Below are 14,088 nucleotides of genomic sequence, written 5' to 3' on the forward strand. Positions count from 1 at the left end.
CGCTTCAGCCGGATAATGTGGCCCCCGCGCGGAACTGGAGGAGATGCTCCGCGCACCAGCCACGACCCGACCGGAGCGAACGCCGATGACCGACAAGAAGATGCAGCTCGACAAGATCGACCTCCGGATCCTCGACATCCTGCGCACCGACGGACGGATCTCGTACCGGAAGCTGTCGGAGCTCGTGAACCTCACGCCGCGCCCATGCCAGGCCCGCGTGGAGCGGCTCGAGGCGCTCGGCGTGATCGAAGGCTATCGCGCGGTGATCAAGGCGCCGCGTGCGACCAAGCCGATCGTCGTGATCGCGCAGATCGTGCTGGCCGACCACGGGCGTTCGCAGGCGCCGTTCGAGGACGAGATGCGGAACAACCCGGCGGTGCTCGACTGCTGGCTCGTCAGCGGCACGTTCGATTTTCTGGTGCGGCTCGCATGCGAGGATCTCGACGAATACCGGCGGATCGCGAACATGTGGCTGGAGAGTCAGCGGTTCCGGATCGAGAAGATCGTGACGACGGCCGAGTTGCAGGCGATCAAGCGCAGCGTCGTCTGACTCGGCCGTGCGGCCCGGTGTGCAGGACTGGTTTTCGACGCGAATAACCGGGCTGATCGATTGGTATTCCGAATCAATTGGAGCGGCCCGAATCCAATCAGGGTGAACACTATGGATGCTTTGCAAGCGGCAGTGGAGACGGCCGCGCCGTCCGGGACGGCGCTGAAGCGCCGGCTGCAGAGCCGTCACATCGCGATGATTGCGATCGGCGGCTCGATCGGCACGGGGCTGTTCGTCGCGTCGGGCGCGTCGGTCGCGCAGGCGGGGCCGGGCGGCGCGATCGCCGCGTATGTCGCGATCGGGCTGATGGTCTACTTCGTCGTCACCGGGCTCGGCGAGATGGCGGCGCTGATGCCGGTGTCGGGCTCGTTCGCGATCTACGGCGAGAAGTACGTCGACGAAGGCTTCGGCGTCGCGCTCGGCTGGACCTACTGGTACAGCTGGGCAGTGACGATCGCGATCGAACTCGTCGCCGGGCAGATCGTGATGCGCTACTGGTTTCCAGCCGTGCCGGGCATCTGGTGGGGCGCGGGGTTCCTGGTGCTGATTTTCCTGCTGAACACGCTGTCCGTGCGCGGCTTCGGTGAATCCGAATACTGGTTCTCGCTGATCAAGGTCGTCACCGTGATCGCGTTCATCGCGGCGGGGTTGCTGATCGCGGCGGGCCTGCTCGGCAACGGGCATCCGGTCGGCTGGCGCAACTTCAGGACCGGTGATGCGCCGTTCGTCGGCGGCGTGCACGCGATGATGAGCGTCGCGCTGATCGCGGGCTTCTCGTTTCTCGGCACCGAGCTGGTCGGGATCACGGCCGGCGAATCGGAAAACCCGCGCAAGACGATCCCGCGCGCGGTGAAGCAGATCTTCTGGCGGATCATGCTGTTTTACGTGCTCGCGATCTTCGTGATCGGCCTGCTGGTGCCGTACACCGACCCGAACCTGCTGAAGAGCGACGTGACCGACATCGGCGTGAGCCCGTTCACGCTCGTGTTCAGCCATGCGGGCTTTCCGCTCGCCGCGGGCGCGATGAACCTCGTGATCCTGACGGCCGTGCTGTCGGCAGGCAACTCCGGCACGTATGCGGCCACGCGGATGCTGTACAACCTCGCGGCGGAAGGCCGTGCGCCCGCGATGTTCGCGACGCTGTCGCCGGGCGGCGTGCCGCGCAACGCGCTTTACGCGACGATGGCGGTGGGCGGGCTGTGCTTCCTCACGTCGCTGACCAACAACCAGCGCATCTATCTGTGGCTGCTCAATACGGTCGGCATCACCGGCTTCATCGCGTGGCTCGGCATCGCGGTCTGCCACTACCGGTTCCGCAAGGGCTTTCTGAAGCAGGGCTACCGGCTCGATCAACTGCCGTATCGCGCGAAGTGGTTCCCGTTCGGGCCGCTGTTCGCGATCGCGATCTGCATCGTGATCTCGCTCGGGCAGGATTACCAGGCGTTCTTCGCCGCCCGCATCGACTGGATGGAAGTGTTGTCGATCTATGTATGGATCCCGCTGTTCGTCGCGATCTGGTGGGCGTATCGCCGCGCGCGCAAGAGCCGGCTCGTGCGGTACGAGGAGATGGAGATCGGGCCGTGGCTGACGCGCCCGGTCGGCGACGCGGAGGAAACGCGCGAGCGGTAGGCGCGCGGCGCATCGTGTGCGTGCGGCCGCGGGCCGGGATACCATCGCGTTCGCGCAGCGTGTCGGAGAGGGCCTCCGGCACGTTGCGCGTTTCCCGATCGATTCCGCGTCCAGCACACAACATGACAACACAGCCGACCCGCGTTTCTTCCCCTTCATTCGTTTCCGCCGCCTGCGTGCACGAGCTTGCCGATGCCGTGCGCACGGCCGAGCGCCGCGCTGTCGACCTCGCCGACGACGCGCTCGCGCGTCTTGAGGCGATCGCGCCGCTCAATGCGATGGTGCACGTCAATGACGAACTCGCGCGCCGCACGGCCGAGCACGTCGATGCGCGCGTCGCTCAAGGCGCCGCGCTGCCGCTTGCCGGCGTGCCGTTCGTGATCAAGGACAACCTCGATACCGCCGGGATGCCGACGCTCGGCGCGAGCCCGGCGGTGCGAGGCTACCGGGCGGCCGCGGACGCGCTGACCGTGCGGCGCCTGCTTGACGCCGGCGCGGTGCCGCTCGGCAAGGCGAACATGCATGAGCTCGCGTTCGGCATCACGAGCGGCAACCGGCACTTCGGCGCAGTCGGCAATCCGCATGATCCGCGGCATATTGCCGGCGGGTCGAGCGGCGGCACGGCGGCGGCCGTCGCGGCCGGTATTCCGTTCGGTCTCGTTACGGACACGGGCGGCTCGGTGCGGATTCCGGCCGCATTCTGCGGTGTCTACGGATTGCGGCCGTCCGCGCAGCGCTATTCGGCGCACGGCGTGCTGTCGCTGTCGCCCACGCGCGACACGGTGGGGCCGATCGGTCATGGCATCGACGATCTGCTGCTGCTCGACGCGGTGCTGACGCGCGACGACAGCACGGCGACCGCACCCGAATGGCCGCAGTTGCGCATCGGTGTGCCGGGTGCTCCGTACTTCGACGAGCTCGATCCGGGCGTCGCCACTTGCATCGAGCGTGCGCTCGCGTCGTTCGCGGCGGCCGGCGCGACGCTCGTGCCGTTGCCGGCGATGCCGCTGCACGACGCCAGCGAAGCATGCGGCTTTCCGCTCGCGGGATACGAGGCAAACCGATACTGGCGCCGTTTCGCGGCGGAACGGCTCGGCATCCCGTTCGACACGTTCGTCGAGCGGATCGCGAGCGACGACGTGCGCGCGATCTTCCGTTCGTTCGTGTCCGCGCCGGTCGATGCGCAGACGTATGCGGACGCGATCGCGTGCCGTCAGCGTCTCGTGCGCTGGTACGACGACGCGTTCGGTACGCCGGTCGACTGCATCGCGATGCCCACGGTGCCGGGCGAGCCGCCGTCGCTCGACGACACGGCCGCGATGACCGCTGCGCAGGATGCGGCGCTATTCGCGCGCGTCGTACGCCAGACTTCGCCGGCGACGCTCGCCGGCGTGCCGTCCGTCTCGATCCCGGCCGGACGCTCCGCGCAAACGGCGCTGCCGGTCGGGCTGATGCTGGAAGGGCCATGGGGCGGTGATCGCCGTCTGCTCGCGATCGCCCGGCGGATCGACGCGCTGCTGCGGGACGATACGGCGCGCGCGTGAGTCGCCGCGCTCCTGCCGCGTTCACGCCGCGTTCAGGCGAGATATGCCTTCATGAAGTCGACCCATGCACGTACTTTCTGCGGCACGTGCGGGGTCGACGGGTACAGCGCATAGACCGCCTGCGGCGGAAACCGGTAGCCGGGGAGCGCATCGACCAGCGCGCCGCTCGCGAGATCGTCGCGCACGAGCCATTCGGGCAGCAGTGCGACACCGCTGCCCTGCCGCGCGAGCACGCGCAGGACCGACGCGTTGTCGACCACGACGCGCGGCTTGGCGCCGGGCCGGAACGCGTGCGGGTTGCCGTCGCGATCGGCGAGCGGCCACGTGGCGATGCGCTCGAGCCGCGTATGGCCGAGCTGCGGCAGCCGGGCGAGCGTGTCCGGCGAGTCGATGTGCGACAGGCCGGCCGCGGCGAGCAGTGACGGCGCGATAACGGGTCGCACTTCGTACGTCGCGAGGCACGCGCCGCGGTACGGCAGATCCTGGAACTGTTCGAGGCGACCGAGCCGGATCGCCACGTCGACGCGCTCGCGCACCAGGTCGACCTGCGACGCATGCGTTTCGAGCCGCACGCGCAGCGCGGGATGCCGCTGCATGAACGTGTGCAGCGCGGGGGCGACGACCATCGTCCCGTACTCGACGGTCGACGTCACCCGCAGCACGCCGTGCATCCCGCCATGCTCGCTGCGCGCATCCTCGATCGCGCTTTCGGCTTCCTCCAGCACGCGCAGGCAGCGCGCAAGGAAGCGCTCGCCCGCGTCGGTCAGCTCGACGCGCCGCGTGGTGCGCGTGAGCAGGGTGACGCCGAGTTCGGCCTCCAGTTGCTTGATGTTGAAGCTCACCGCAGCCCGGGCCTGGTTCAGCTGGGCAGCGGCGGCCGTAAACGACCCTGCTTCCACGACGGCGCGGAAGACGGCGAAACGATCGAGACTCACCATGGCGTGTCGGATACGAGACGGAAAACCGACATGGTGCCCTGATTGTCAAAATTTTTCGACCAGTCTTGCCGTCCGGCCGGGCTTATCGACGTGCGCGGCGAACCTTACACTGCGGCGTTTCGTTCGTTTTCCGCCGCCATGACCGATCGCTCGAAAATCGCCGCCGTCTACCTGCTCGGGTTCGCGATCGATCTCGCCAACATGTTCGTCATCAACGCCGCCTATCCGACGATCCAGCGCGAGCTGCACGCGTCGATCGCGCAACTGGCGTGGATCGGCAACACGTACGTGCTCGGGCTGACGGTCGTGATCCCGCTCGGCACGTGGCTCGCGCGACGCTTCGGCGAGCGCCGGCTGCTGATCGCGTCGCTGCTGCTGTTCGCGCTCGGCAGCCTCGGCGTCGGCCTGTCGGCGTCGATCGGCGCACTGCTGGCGTGGCGGCTGATCCAGGGGCTCGGCGGCGGATTGCTGATCCCGGTCGGGCAGACGATGGCCTATCGCGCGTATCCGCCCGACGCGCGGGCGCACCTGACGTCGATCGTGATGATGGTCGCGCTGCTCGTGCCGGCGCTGTCGCCGGCGCTGGGCGGCGTGGTCGTGGATCGCGTGTCGTGGCGGGCGATCTTCTTCGGCATGCTGCCGCTCGCCGCGGTCACGAGCATGCTCGCGTTCGCGTGGCTGCCGGCCGACGAACCGGATGGCAGCCCGCCGGCGCTCGACGTGCGCGGCCTCGGGCTGAGCGCCGCGGCGCTCGTTGCGCTGCTGCTCGGCCTGACGTTCGCGGGACAGCCGGGCGCGGGTCGCGACGCGTTCGTTGCGCTCGCGATCGCGCTCGTCGCCGGCGGTGCGTATGCCGCGCACGCGCGCCGGGCTGCTGCGCCGCTGCTCGACCTGCGCCTGGTTGCGCAGCCGCTGCTGCGGATCGGGCTGATCGTCTACCTGTGCGTGCCGGGCGTGTTCACCGGCGTGAACCTCGTCGCCGCCCTGTATCTGCAGAACGCGCTCGGGCTCAGCGCGACGCACACGGGCGCGCTGATGGTGCCATGGGCGATCGCGTCGTTCGTCGCGATCGCGACGACGCGCCGCTGTTTCCCGAAGTGGGGGCCGAAGCCGCTGTTCATGTGCGGGATCGCGATCGACGCGCTTGGGATCGTGTTGCTCGCGACCCCGCTTGCCGGTTTCGAGGCCGGGCGCGTGCTCGCGTTCGTCGCGATGGGGCTCGGCGCCAGCATGTGCACGAGCACGTCGCAAAGCGCGGCGTTTCTGGATGTCCCCGCCGCGCGAATGGGCGACGCGAGCGCGCTCTGGAACATCAACCGGCAACTGAGCTTCTGCCTCGGCGTCGCGGTGCTGGGCAGCGCATTGAACTTCCTGCTGTCGCTGCACGGAGACGACGGGCCGCTGCCGTACCGGCAATGTTTCGGCCTGGCCACCCTGGCGACGCTGCTGCCGCTGCCGTTCGTCGCGCGCCTCGCCGCGCACCGTGCGCCCGCCGGGCGTGCGGCTTCTCAACGATCGTGAGTTTCGAGATGAATTCGTCAAACCCGTTTTTCCAGGAAGTGGTCGACGCACACGTCGACATCGAGCAATGGTTGTCCGGCAGAGCGGCGCGCGACGGGCTCGCGCCGCTGCTCGCGCGCTTTTCGCGGGACTTCTCGATGATCTCGCTGCACGGGCATGCGCTCGACTACGCGGATATCGACATCCTGTTCTCGCGCGGCTTCGGCGCGCGGCCCGGCCTGCGGATCGCGATCGACGAACTGCACGAAGTGAGCGCGTGGCAGGATGGCGCGACGATCGCCTATCGCGAGACGCAGACCGACGCAGCAGGGCGGCGAACCGTGCGCCGTTCGACCGTCGTGTTCGAGCGCGACACGGATGGCCGCATCGGCTGGCTGCGCCTGCATGAGACGCCGGTGACGGGCTGACCGTTACCCGTAACGCCTGCCGCCCGTCGCGCGGCGGCAGGCACACGCTCCTCCGAGCGGCATACCAACCAGAACCTGAGAGATGACAATAAAAGCAATCGACATTGCGCGTCGCGAGGACGCGCGGCCGCATCGCGTCCGCAGTCGGGGGCGCGCATGACGGCACCATCGTTCACCGATGCGGTGGCTTCGCTCGTGCGCGATACCGAGGTGCACAAGGACCTTTATCTGTCGCCGCGCATCTTCGAGCTGGAGATGCGCCATCTGTTCTGGAACACCTGGGTCTATGTCGGCCACGTCAGCCAGATTCCGGCCACGGGCGACTACGTGACGACGACGATCGGCGCCGAGCCGGTCGTGATGGTGCGCCACGTCGACGGTTCGGTGCGGGTGCTGCACAACCGCTGCTCGCACAAGGGCACGCAGCTCGTAACGGATGCCTGCGGCAACACGGGCACATTCTTCCGCTGCCCGTACCACGCATGGTCGTACCGGACCGACGGCAGCCTCTACGCGATTCCGCTGCGGCGCGGCTACGAAAACACGGGCTTCGAATCGTGCGAGGCGAGCAAGGGCATGCAGGCGGTCGGCGCGAGCCATGAGCATCGCGGTTTCGTGTTCTGCCGCCTCAGTCAGTCCGGTGTCGATTTCGATGCGTACTTCGGCAACGCGCTGTCGTCGCTCGACAACCTCGTCGATCGTTCGCCGGAAGGGCGCGTGGAAGTGGCGGGCGGCGTGTTCCGCTACGTGCACGGATGCAACTGGAAGATGCTGGTCGAGAATCAGACCGACACCTGTCATCCGATGGTCGCGCACGAGTCGTCGGCCGGCACGGCCGTGCGCGTGTGGGAGCGTGACGGCACGCAGCAGGCGAAGCCGATGGCGGTCGAGCTGCTGGAGCCGTTCATCCAGCCGCACGCGTTCTTCGAGCAGATGGGGTTGCGCGTGTGGCCCAACGGACATGGTCACACCGGCACCGCCGATTCGATTCACGCGCGCTACACGCCGATTCCCGGCTATCACGAGAAGATGATCGCGGCCTACGGCGAAGCGCGCGCCGCGCGGATTCTGGGCGAGGTGCGTCACAACACGGTGCTGTTTCCGAATGCGATGGTGAAAGGGCCGATCCAGATCCTGCGCGTATTCAAGCCGCTGGCGGTCGACCGCACGCTGGTGGAGTCGTGGTCGTTTCGTCTCGTCGGCGCGCCCGATTCGCTGTTCGAGCGCACGCTCGCCTACAACCGCCTCATCAACGCGCCGACGTCGATCGTCGCGCACGACGATCTCGAAATGTACGAACGGGCACAGCGCGGCCTCGCCACGCAGGCGCGCGACTGGGTGCATGTCGGGCGGCTGTTCGATCCCCAGGAATTCGCGCAGCCGACGTCGGAAACGAACGGCACCAGCGAGCAGCAGATCCGCAACCAGTTCCGGGCATGGCTGCAGTACATCGCGCCCGTATCGACGCAGGAGGCCGCAGATGCGCGCATTTCCAAACGATGAGCTCGTCGCGTTCGTCTATCGCGAGGCACGCCTGCTCGACGAGCGGCGCTATGAGGAATGGCTCGCGCTCTACGCGGACGACGCGCGTTACTGGATGCCGCTGTCGCCGGACCAGCCCGACACCGGGCTGCACGGCGCGCTGATGGACGAGGACCTGCTGCTGCTGCGCATCCGCATCGAGCGGCTGGCCGGACGCCGGACGTTCTCGCAGCAGCCGGCGAGTCGCGGTCATCATCTGCTCCAGCAGCCGCATGTCGATCGGGCCGACCACGGGCGCGGCGCCTATGTGCTGCGCACGCCGTTTCACTACGTCGAAACGCGACGCGACGAGCAGACGCTGTTCGCCGGCTGGTACACGCACGAACTTGCGGTATGCGACGACACATTGCGCATCCGCGTGAAGCGTGTCGATCTCGTCAATGCCGACGCGCCGCACGGCAGCATCCACCTGCCTGTCTGACCGCGTGCGGCCAGCACGTCCTTTTTCGTTCCCGACCACATGAATGCTCCTGAATTCCTGACGCAAACGTTGCCGTACATCGACACGCTGTACGACTACGGCGCCTTCCTGTCGCGCACCGGCGGGCACCTCGGCACGCTGCCGGCGCAGTGCGCACGCGACGCGCGGATCGCGATCGTCGGCGCGGGCGTCGGCGGCCTCGTCGCCGCCTGCGAGTTGCTGCGCGCAGGTGCACGGCAGGTCGTCGTGTTCGAGGCGAACCGCGCGCGCGTGGGCGGGCGCCTGCTGTCGCAGTCGATCAATCCGGATCATCCGCACCTGCTCGCCGAAATGGGCGCGATGCGTTTCCCGCCGTCGCAGGCCGCGCTCTACCACTATCTCGAGCGATTCGGCGTCGACAGTGCATCCGCGTTTCCCGATCCGGGCATCGTCGACACCGAGATCCACTATCAGGGCCGTGCGTACCGCTGGCCCGCGGGCGATGCGCCTCCCGCGCTGTTCGATCGCGTCGACCGCGGCTGGCGCGCGTTCATTCGCGACGGCGTGCGGCTCGACGACGGCACGCGGCTGCCCGCCCCGGCCGAACTGACAGCGCAGCTGCGCGCGCATCGCTACGACGACGCGCGGCATGGCTGGCAGCAGTACATCGACCGATTCGGCGACGAGTCGTTCTACTCGGCGATCGTCAAGATCTTCACGGGCGCGACGCCGCCGGGCGGCGCGCGCTGGCGCAAGGGCGAGGACCTGCGCCTGTTCGGCACGCTCGGCATCGGCTCGGGCGGCTTCCAGCCGGTCTATCGCGCATCGTTCCTCGAAATCCTGCGGATCGTGGTCAACGAGCTCGAAGTCGACCAGCGGCTTATCCCGGCCGGCATCTTCGCGCTGGCGCAGGGACTGATCGACGATGGCGGGCACGGCGTGCGGGTGCGCGATTGCATCGTCCATGCGGCCGTGCGGCACGTGGCGAAGCAGCCGGACGACACCTTTGCGCTCACGCTCGACGACGGCGCGACGCACATATTCGACCGCGTGATCGTCGCGACCACGACGCGGGCGATGCAGGTCGGCATGGGCATCACCGGCATCGCGAACCTGTTCGCACCGGACGTCGTTCGCGCGATCAACGAGACGCACATGGTCAGCTCGTCGAAGCTGTTCGTGCTGACCCGCGACAAGTTCTGGCTCAAGCACGGGCTGCCGCACAACATTCAGACGGACACGCTGGCGCGCGGCATCTACTGTCTCGACTACGCGCCCGACGATCCCGACGCGCACGGCGTCGTGCTGATCAGCTACACGTGGGAGGACGATTCGCACAAGATCCTGTCGCTCACCGACAAGGTCGAGCGGTTCAAGCGTCTCGTCGCCGAGATCGGCATCGTTTCGCCGGCGTTCGCCGCACACTTGCGTCCGCTCGACGACGATTACGCGCGCAACGTCACGAGCCACGACTGGTTGTCGGACCGCTATGCGCTCGGGGCATTCAAGTTGAACTATCCGGGCGAGGACATTCACTCGCAGGCGCTGTTCTATCAGTTCCAGACGGCCGCCGATCCGTCGTCGGACCGAGGCATCTACCTGGCCGGCTGCTGCTGCTCGTTCACGGGCGGCTGGATCGAGGGCGCGGTGCAGACCGCGATCAACGCGGCGAGCGCGGTGATCCGCAGTCTCGGCGGGACGCTCGCCGACAGCAATCCGCTCGACGCGATGCGTAGCCGCTATCGCTACGGCGACTGACGTGGCGTCCGGCGCTACCGGTCCAGCTCCGGATAGTGCCGGAAGATCCCCATGTCGTTGAACGGGATGCGGCGCGCCGACGCCAGATAGCGCGCGACGGGCGGATGCCGTGCAACGCGGTCGTGCAGGCCGACGAGCCCCTCGACCTTGCGCTCCGCGCGCTTCATCGCCTTCGGGAACGCGTAGCGCAGCCCTTCGATCAGCTGGAAGATCGACAGGTCCGCATAACTGAGCGCGCCGCCGGCGATATAGCCGCCTTTGTGCGGATTCTGCTCGAGCACGCGATCGAAGTAGCCGAGGAACTTCGGCAGGCGGTGCGCGAGGAAATCGGCCGCGCGCTCGGCGGCCTCGGCTTTCTGGTCCTCGTAGTACAGGCCGCTGCCGATCGGGTGATGCGTGTCGTGGATCTCGGTGACGAAATCGGCGACGGTCAGCTGGAGTTGATGCACCCACAGGCGTCCGGCTTCGTCGTCGGGCGCGAGCCCGAGCCGCGCGCCGAGAAACAGCAGGATGTTCGCGGTCTGTCCGACGAGCACATCGCCGGCCTTCAGGAACGGCGGCGCGAACGGCACGCATTCGGTCTTCGTGCTGTCCATCAGCCGCATCATTGCCGATACGCCCATGCCGCGCCCCGATTCGCGCGCCACGTCGACATAGTCGGCCTCGGCCGCCTCGAGCGCGAGCCGCACGTATTCGCCGCGGCCCTGGATCTCTGGCCAGTAATAAAGTTCGTATTGCATGCCGTGCTCCTGTCCGGTCGATGCGCCGGGCGATGCGCGCATCGTGATGGCGGGGAGGGCGGCCGCGCCGCCCGTTGCGAATAGACAGTCTAGGAGATCGTGCGGGAAGCGCGGCGCTTGCCGCGCGTCACGCACCGCGCTCGTCGCGTTCGCCGCCTTCGGGGCCGTAGAAGAACACCCAGGTCGAGAAATCGTCGGAGAAACCGACGAAACGGTGCGACGCGAATGCGGGGACGAACAACACGTCGCCCGTCGCGACGCTGCATTCGCGCCCGTCGACGACGAAGCGGGACGTGCCGGCGGCGATCACGTAGACCTCGTCGCGCGTATGCGGCGTCTGCAGGTCCTCGCCGCGCGGACGGTACAGCTCGACGTCGAGCGTGCCGTGGCGAAACAGCGTCGTGAACAGCGTGCCTTCGTCGTCCAGGCGGGCAAGCGATGGGTTGATGCCGAGCTTCATCGTCGTGGGCTCCGGGTCCTGACCGTTGGGACGTGCGAATGCACGTCGTCCCATCGTATGCCGGAACCGGCCTCGAGGCGAACATCGCGAGCGCGGGGCGTCGCGGCGTCCGATGCCGCCGTTTGGCTGGTAATGCCGATACAGGTATTGGCACTACCAGCCAAACCACTGTTTTTAATGGGTTTTTTCGCGTCTGGCCTGCGCCGTGGCGCGTTCTGCGTGGCATAATCGACCGCATCCGCAAGGCTTGTAGTCACAACGACCCCGCATACCCATGGCACAGACTCTCTACGACAAACTGTGGAATACCCACGTCGTCCACACCGAGGACGACGGCACGGCATTGCTCTACATCGACCGTCAGCTGCTGCACGAAGTCACGAGCCCGCAGGCGTTCGAAGGGCTGAACGTCGCGCACCGCCCGGTGTGGCGCATCAGCGCGAACCTGGCCGTGTCGGATCACAACGTCCCGACCACGGATCGCAGCCACGGCATTGCCGATCCGGTCTCGAAGCTGCAGGTCGACACGCTCGACGCGAACTGCGACGCCTTCGGCATCACGCAGTTCAAGATGAACGACGTACGCCAGGGCATCGTGCACATCATCGGGCCGGAGCAGGGCGCGACGCTGCCGGGCATGACGATCGTCTGCGGCGATTCGCACACGTCGACGCACGGCGCATTCGGCGCGCTCGCGCACGGTATCGGCACGTCGGAAGTCGAGCACGTGCTCGCGACGCAAACCTTGCTGCAGAAAAAGAGCAAGAACATGCTCGTGAAGGTCGAGGGTGCCCTGCCGCGCGGGTGTACCGCGAAGGACATCGTGCTCGCGATCATCGGCAAGATCGGCACGGCCGGCGGCACGGGCTACGCGATCGAATTCGGCGGCTCGACGATCCGTGCGCTGACGATGGAAGGCCGGATGACCGTCTGCAACATGGCGATCGAAGCCGGTGCGCGCGCGGGCATGGTCGCCGTCGACGACACGACGATCGACTACCTGAAGGGCCGTCCGTTCGTGCCGACCGGCGCGGAATGGGATCAGGCCGTCGTGTACTGGCGCGAGTTCAAGTCCGATGAAGGCGCGCAGTTCGACCGCGTCGTCGAGCTGAACGCGGCCGAGATCGTCCCGCAGGTCACGTGGGGCACGTCGCCGGAAATGGTCACGTCGATCGACGGTCGCGTGCCCGATCCCGAGCGCGAGAAGGATCCGGTCAAGCGCGACGCGATGGAACGCGCGCTGGCTTACATGGCGCTCGAGCCGAACACGCCCATCGAGTCGATCAAGGTCGACAAGATCTTCATCGGTTCGTGCACGAACGCGCGCATCGAGGACATCCGCGCGGCCGCGTACGTCGTGAAGAAGCTGAATCGCCGCATCGCATCGAACGTGCGCCTCGCGATGGTCGTGCCGGGCTCGGGCCTCGTGAAGGCGCAGGCCGAGCGCGAAGGCCTCGACAAGGTGTTCACGGATGCGGGCTTCGAATGGCGCGAGCCGGGCTGCTCGATGTGCCTCGCGATGAACGCCGACCGGCTCGATCCGGGCGAGCGCTGCGCATCGACGTCGAACCGCAATTTCGAAGGCCGGCAGGGCGCGGGCGGCCGCACGCACCTGGTGAGCCCCGCGATGGCGGCGGCGGCGGCGATCGAAGGCCATTTCGTCGACATTCGCAAGCTGGGGTAACGCGTGACGGCATCGAAGCTCATCGCGCGGCTGGTTGCCGCGCTGGCGCTTGCGGGGCTGGGCTTCGGCCTTGCGGGCTGCAATACCGTCCGAGGCTTCGGCCAGGACGTCAATGCCGCCGGCAACGCGCTGCAGCGCGCCGCGGAGTGACATCCGCCGAGAATTTGTCGATGTGCGCCGGCTGAATGCCGGCCCTCAACCGGATAGACGGATCATGGAAAAATTCAATGTGCATACCGGCGTCGTGGCGCCGCTCGATCGCGAGAACGTCGACACCGACGCGATCATCCCGAAGCAGTTCCTGAAGTCGATCAAGCGCACGGGCTTCGGTCCGAACGCGTTCGACGAATGGCGTTACCTCGATCACGGCGAGCCGGGCCAGGACAACTCGAAGCGCCCGCTGAACCCGGATTTCGTGCTGAACCAGCCGCGCTACCAGGGCGCATCGGTGCTGCTCGCACGCAAGAACTTCGGCTGCGGCAGCTCGCGCGAGCACGCGCCGTGGGCGCTGCAGCAGTACGGCTTCCGCGCGATCATCGCGCCGAGCTTCGCCGATATTTTCTTCAACAACTGCTACAAGAACGGGCTGCTGCCGATCGTGCTGACCGAGCAGCAGGTTGATCACCTGTTCAACGAGACGTACGCGTTCAACGGCTATCAGCTGACGATCGACCTCGACGCGCAGGTCGTGCGCACGGGCGACGGCCGCGAGTATGCGTTCGACATCACCGCGTTCCGCAAGTACTGCCTGGTGAACGGTTTCGACGACATCGGCCTGACGCTGCGTCACGCGGACAAGATCCGCCAGTTCGAAGCCGAGCGGCTCGCGAAGCAGCCGTGGCTCAACAACAAGCTGGTCGGCTGAGATTGCCTCCGGGCGGGCGCGCATGACGCGCTCGCCGACCTGCCATTCAT

14 protein-coding genes are annotated in these 14,088 nt (G+C 67.4%); 11 read left to right on the top strand and 3 right to left on the bottom strand.

Translation table 11 applies throughout. The annotated features are described in order from the left end of the window. The first annotated feature begins 85 nt into the window (after positions 1 to 85). From LGM71_RS11345 to iaaH, 3 genes are all read left to right on the top strand, one after another. Positions 86 to 550 (top strand): Lrp/AsnC family transcriptional regulator, encoded by a 465-nt coding sequence (locus LGM71_RS11345; RefSeq protein WP_059524722.1) that lies wholly within the window; start codon positions 86 to 88, stop codon positions 548 to 550. 111 nt (positions 551 to 661) lie between these two features. After that, entirely contained in the window at positions 662 to 2,179 is a 1,518-nt protein-coding gene (locus LGM71_RS11350) for an amino acid permease (RefSeq protein ID WP_124904773.1), read from the top strand. A gap of 122 nt (positions 2,180 to 2,301) precedes the next feature. Beyond that, complete coding sequence (iaaH, locus tag LGM71_RS11355) at positions 2,302 to 3,723, top strand: indoleacetamide hydrolase (RefSeq protein ID WP_226114874.1); 1,422 nt, start codon at positions 2,302 to 2,304, stop codon at positions 3,721 to 3,723. 32 nt (positions 3,724 to 3,755) lie between these two features. Here iaaH and LGM71_RS11360 read toward each other — a convergent pair whose 3' ends face one another. Further along, the gene (locus LGM71_RS11360) at positions 3,756 to 4,661 is read right to left on the bottom strand and encodes a LysR family transcriptional regulator (protein ID WP_226114875.1); all 906 of its coding nucleotides are present in this window, start codon (positions 4,659 to 4,661) and stop codon (positions 3,756 to 3,758) included. 138 nt (positions 4,662 to 4,799) lie between these two features. Between LGM71_RS11360 and LGM71_RS11365 the strand changes: the two genes are divergently transcribed. From LGM71_RS11365 to LGM71_RS11385, 5 genes are all read left to right on the top strand, one after another. Beyond that, a complete protein-coding gene (locus LGM71_RS11365; protein ID WP_226114876.1) occupies positions 4,800 to 6,182 on the top strand; it encodes an MFS transporter in 1,383 nt (460 codons plus the stop codon). A gap of 8 nt (positions 6,183 to 6,190) precedes the next feature. Then, the gene (locus LGM71_RS11370) at positions 6,191 to 6,589 is read left to right on the top strand and encodes a DUF4440 domain-containing protein (protein ID WP_226114877.1); all 399 of its coding nucleotides are present in this window, start codon (positions 6,191 to 6,193) and stop codon (positions 6,587 to 6,589) included. Between the two features lie 156 nt (positions 6,590 to 6,745). Then, positions 6,746 to 8,092 carry an aromatic ring-hydroxylating dioxygenase subunit alpha gene (locus tag LGM71_RS11375; RefSeq protein WP_226114878.1) on the top strand — a complete coding sequence of 449 codons (1,347 nt, stop codon included), beginning with the start codon at positions 6,746 to 6,748 and terminating at the stop codon, positions 8,090 to 8,092. Next, complete coding sequence (locus tag LGM71_RS11380; protein ID WP_226114879.1) at positions 8,070 to 8,552, top strand: aromatic-ring-hydroxylating dioxygenase subunit beta; 483 nt, start codon at positions 8,070 to 8,072, stop codon at positions 8,550 to 8,552. Before LGM71_RS11375 ends, LGM71_RS11380 begins: the two co-directional genes overlap by 23 nt. 39 nt (positions 8,553 to 8,591) lie before the next feature. Further along, on the top strand, positions 8,592 to 10,289 hold the full coding sequence (locus LGM71_RS11385; RefSeq protein ID WP_226114880.1) for a flavin monoamine oxidase family protein: 1,698 nt from the start codon (positions 8,592 to 8,594) through the stop codon (positions 10,287 to 10,289). A gap of 14 nt (positions 10,290 to 10,303) precedes the next feature. Here the strand turns inward: LGM71_RS11385 and LGM71_RS11390 are convergent, their stop codons facing one another. Next, entirely contained in the window at positions 10,304 to 11,029 is a 726-nt protein-coding gene (locus tag LGM71_RS11390; RefSeq protein WP_226114881.1) for a glutathione S-transferase, read from the bottom strand. A gap of 127 nt (positions 11,030 to 11,156) precedes the next feature. Next, positions 11,157 to 11,489, bottom strand: coding sequence for a cupin domain-containing protein (locus tag LGM71_RS11395; protein WP_059599549.1), 333 nt, complete (start codon positions 11,487 to 11,489; stop codon positions 11,157 to 11,159). A gap of 274 nt (positions 11,490 to 11,763) precedes the next feature. Here LGM71_RS11395 and leuC point away from each other — a divergent pair, with 274 nt between their 5' ends. The 3 genes from leuC to leuD all read left to right on the top strand — a co-directional run bounded on the left by leuC (position 11,764) and on the right by leuD (position 14,038). Continuing rightward, on the top strand, positions 11,764 to 13,173 hold the full coding sequence (gene leuC, locus LGM71_RS11400) for a 3-isopropylmalate dehydratase large subunit (protein ID WP_226114882.1): 1,410 nt from the start codon (positions 11,764 to 11,766) through the stop codon (positions 13,171 to 13,173). A 3-nt stretch (positions 13,174 to 13,176) separates the two neighbouring features. Then, complete coding sequence (locus LGM71_RS11405) at positions 13,177 to 13,323, top strand: entericidin A/B family lipoprotein (RefSeq protein WP_059450800.1); 147 nt, start codon at positions 13,177 to 13,179, stop codon at positions 13,321 to 13,323. Positions 13,324 to 13,387: 64 nt separating this feature from the next. After that, entirely contained in the window at positions 13,388 to 14,038 is a 651-nt protein-coding gene (gene leuD, locus LGM71_RS11410) for a 3-isopropylmalate dehydratase small subunit (protein WP_059599548.1), read from the top strand. The last annotated feature ends 50 nt before the right edge of the window (positions 14,039 to 14,088 follow it).

The sequence above is a fragment of the Burkholderia sp. AU33545 genome (genome assembly GCF_020419685.1).
GTDB classification, from domain to species: domain Bacteria; phylum Pseudomonadota; class Gammaproteobacteria; order Burkholderiales; family Burkholderiaceae; genus Burkholderia; species Burkholderia diffusa.

What these genes read in the sequence shown, in the direction of transcription:
- LGM71_RS11345 (WP_059524722.1), top strand. Translation starts at nt 86, where the DNA reads ATGACCGACAAGAAGATGCAGCTCGACAAGATCGACCTCCGGATCCTC.
- LGM71_RS11350 (WP_124904773.1), top strand. Translation starts at nt 662, where the DNA reads ATGGATGCTTTGCAAGCGGCAGTGGAGACGGCCGCGCCGTCCGGGACG.
- iaaH (WP_226114874.1), top strand. Translation starts at nt 2,302, where the DNA reads ATGACAACACAGCCGACCCGCGTTTCTTCCCCTTCATTCGTTTCCGCC.
- LGM71_RS11360 (WP_226114875.1), bottom strand. Translation starts at nt 4,661, where the DNA reads ATGGTGAGTCTCGATCGTTTCGCCGTCTTCCGCGCCGTCGTGGAAGCA.
- LGM71_RS11365 (WP_226114876.1), top strand. Translation starts at nt 4,800, where the DNA reads ATGACCGATCGCTCGAAAATCGCCGCCGTCTACCTGCTCGGGTTCGCG.
- LGM71_RS11370 (WP_226114877.1), top strand. Translation starts at nt 6,191, where the DNA reads ATGAATTCGTCAAACCCGTTTTTCCAGGAAGTGGTCGACGCACACGTC.
- LGM71_RS11375 (WP_226114878.1), top strand. Translation starts at nt 6,746, where the DNA reads ATGACGGCACCATCGTTCACCGATGCGGTGGCTTCGCTCGTGCGCGAT.
- LGM71_RS11380 (WP_226114879.1), top strand. Translation starts at nt 8,070, where the DNA reads ATGCGCGCATTTCCAAACGATGAGCTCGTCGCGTTCGTCTATCGCGAG.
- LGM71_RS11385 (WP_226114880.1), top strand. Translation starts at nt 8,592, where the DNA reads ATGAATGCTCCTGAATTCCTGACGCAAACGTTGCCGTACATCGACACG.
- LGM71_RS11390 (WP_226114881.1), bottom strand. Translation starts at nt 11,029, where the DNA reads ATGCAATACGAACTTTATTACTGGCCAGAGATCCAGGGCCGCGGCGAA.
- LGM71_RS11395 (WP_059599549.1), bottom strand. Translation starts at nt 11,489, where the DNA reads ATGAAGCTCGGCATCAACCCATCGCTTGCCCGCCTGGACGACGAAGGC.
- leuC (WP_226114882.1), top strand. Translation starts at nt 11,764, where the DNA reads ATGGCACAGACTCTCTACGACAAACTGTGGAATACCCACGTCGTCCAC.
- leuD (WP_059599548.1), top strand. Translation starts at nt 13,388, where the DNA reads ATGGAAAAATTCAATGTGCATACCGGCGTCGTGGCGCCGCTCGATCGC.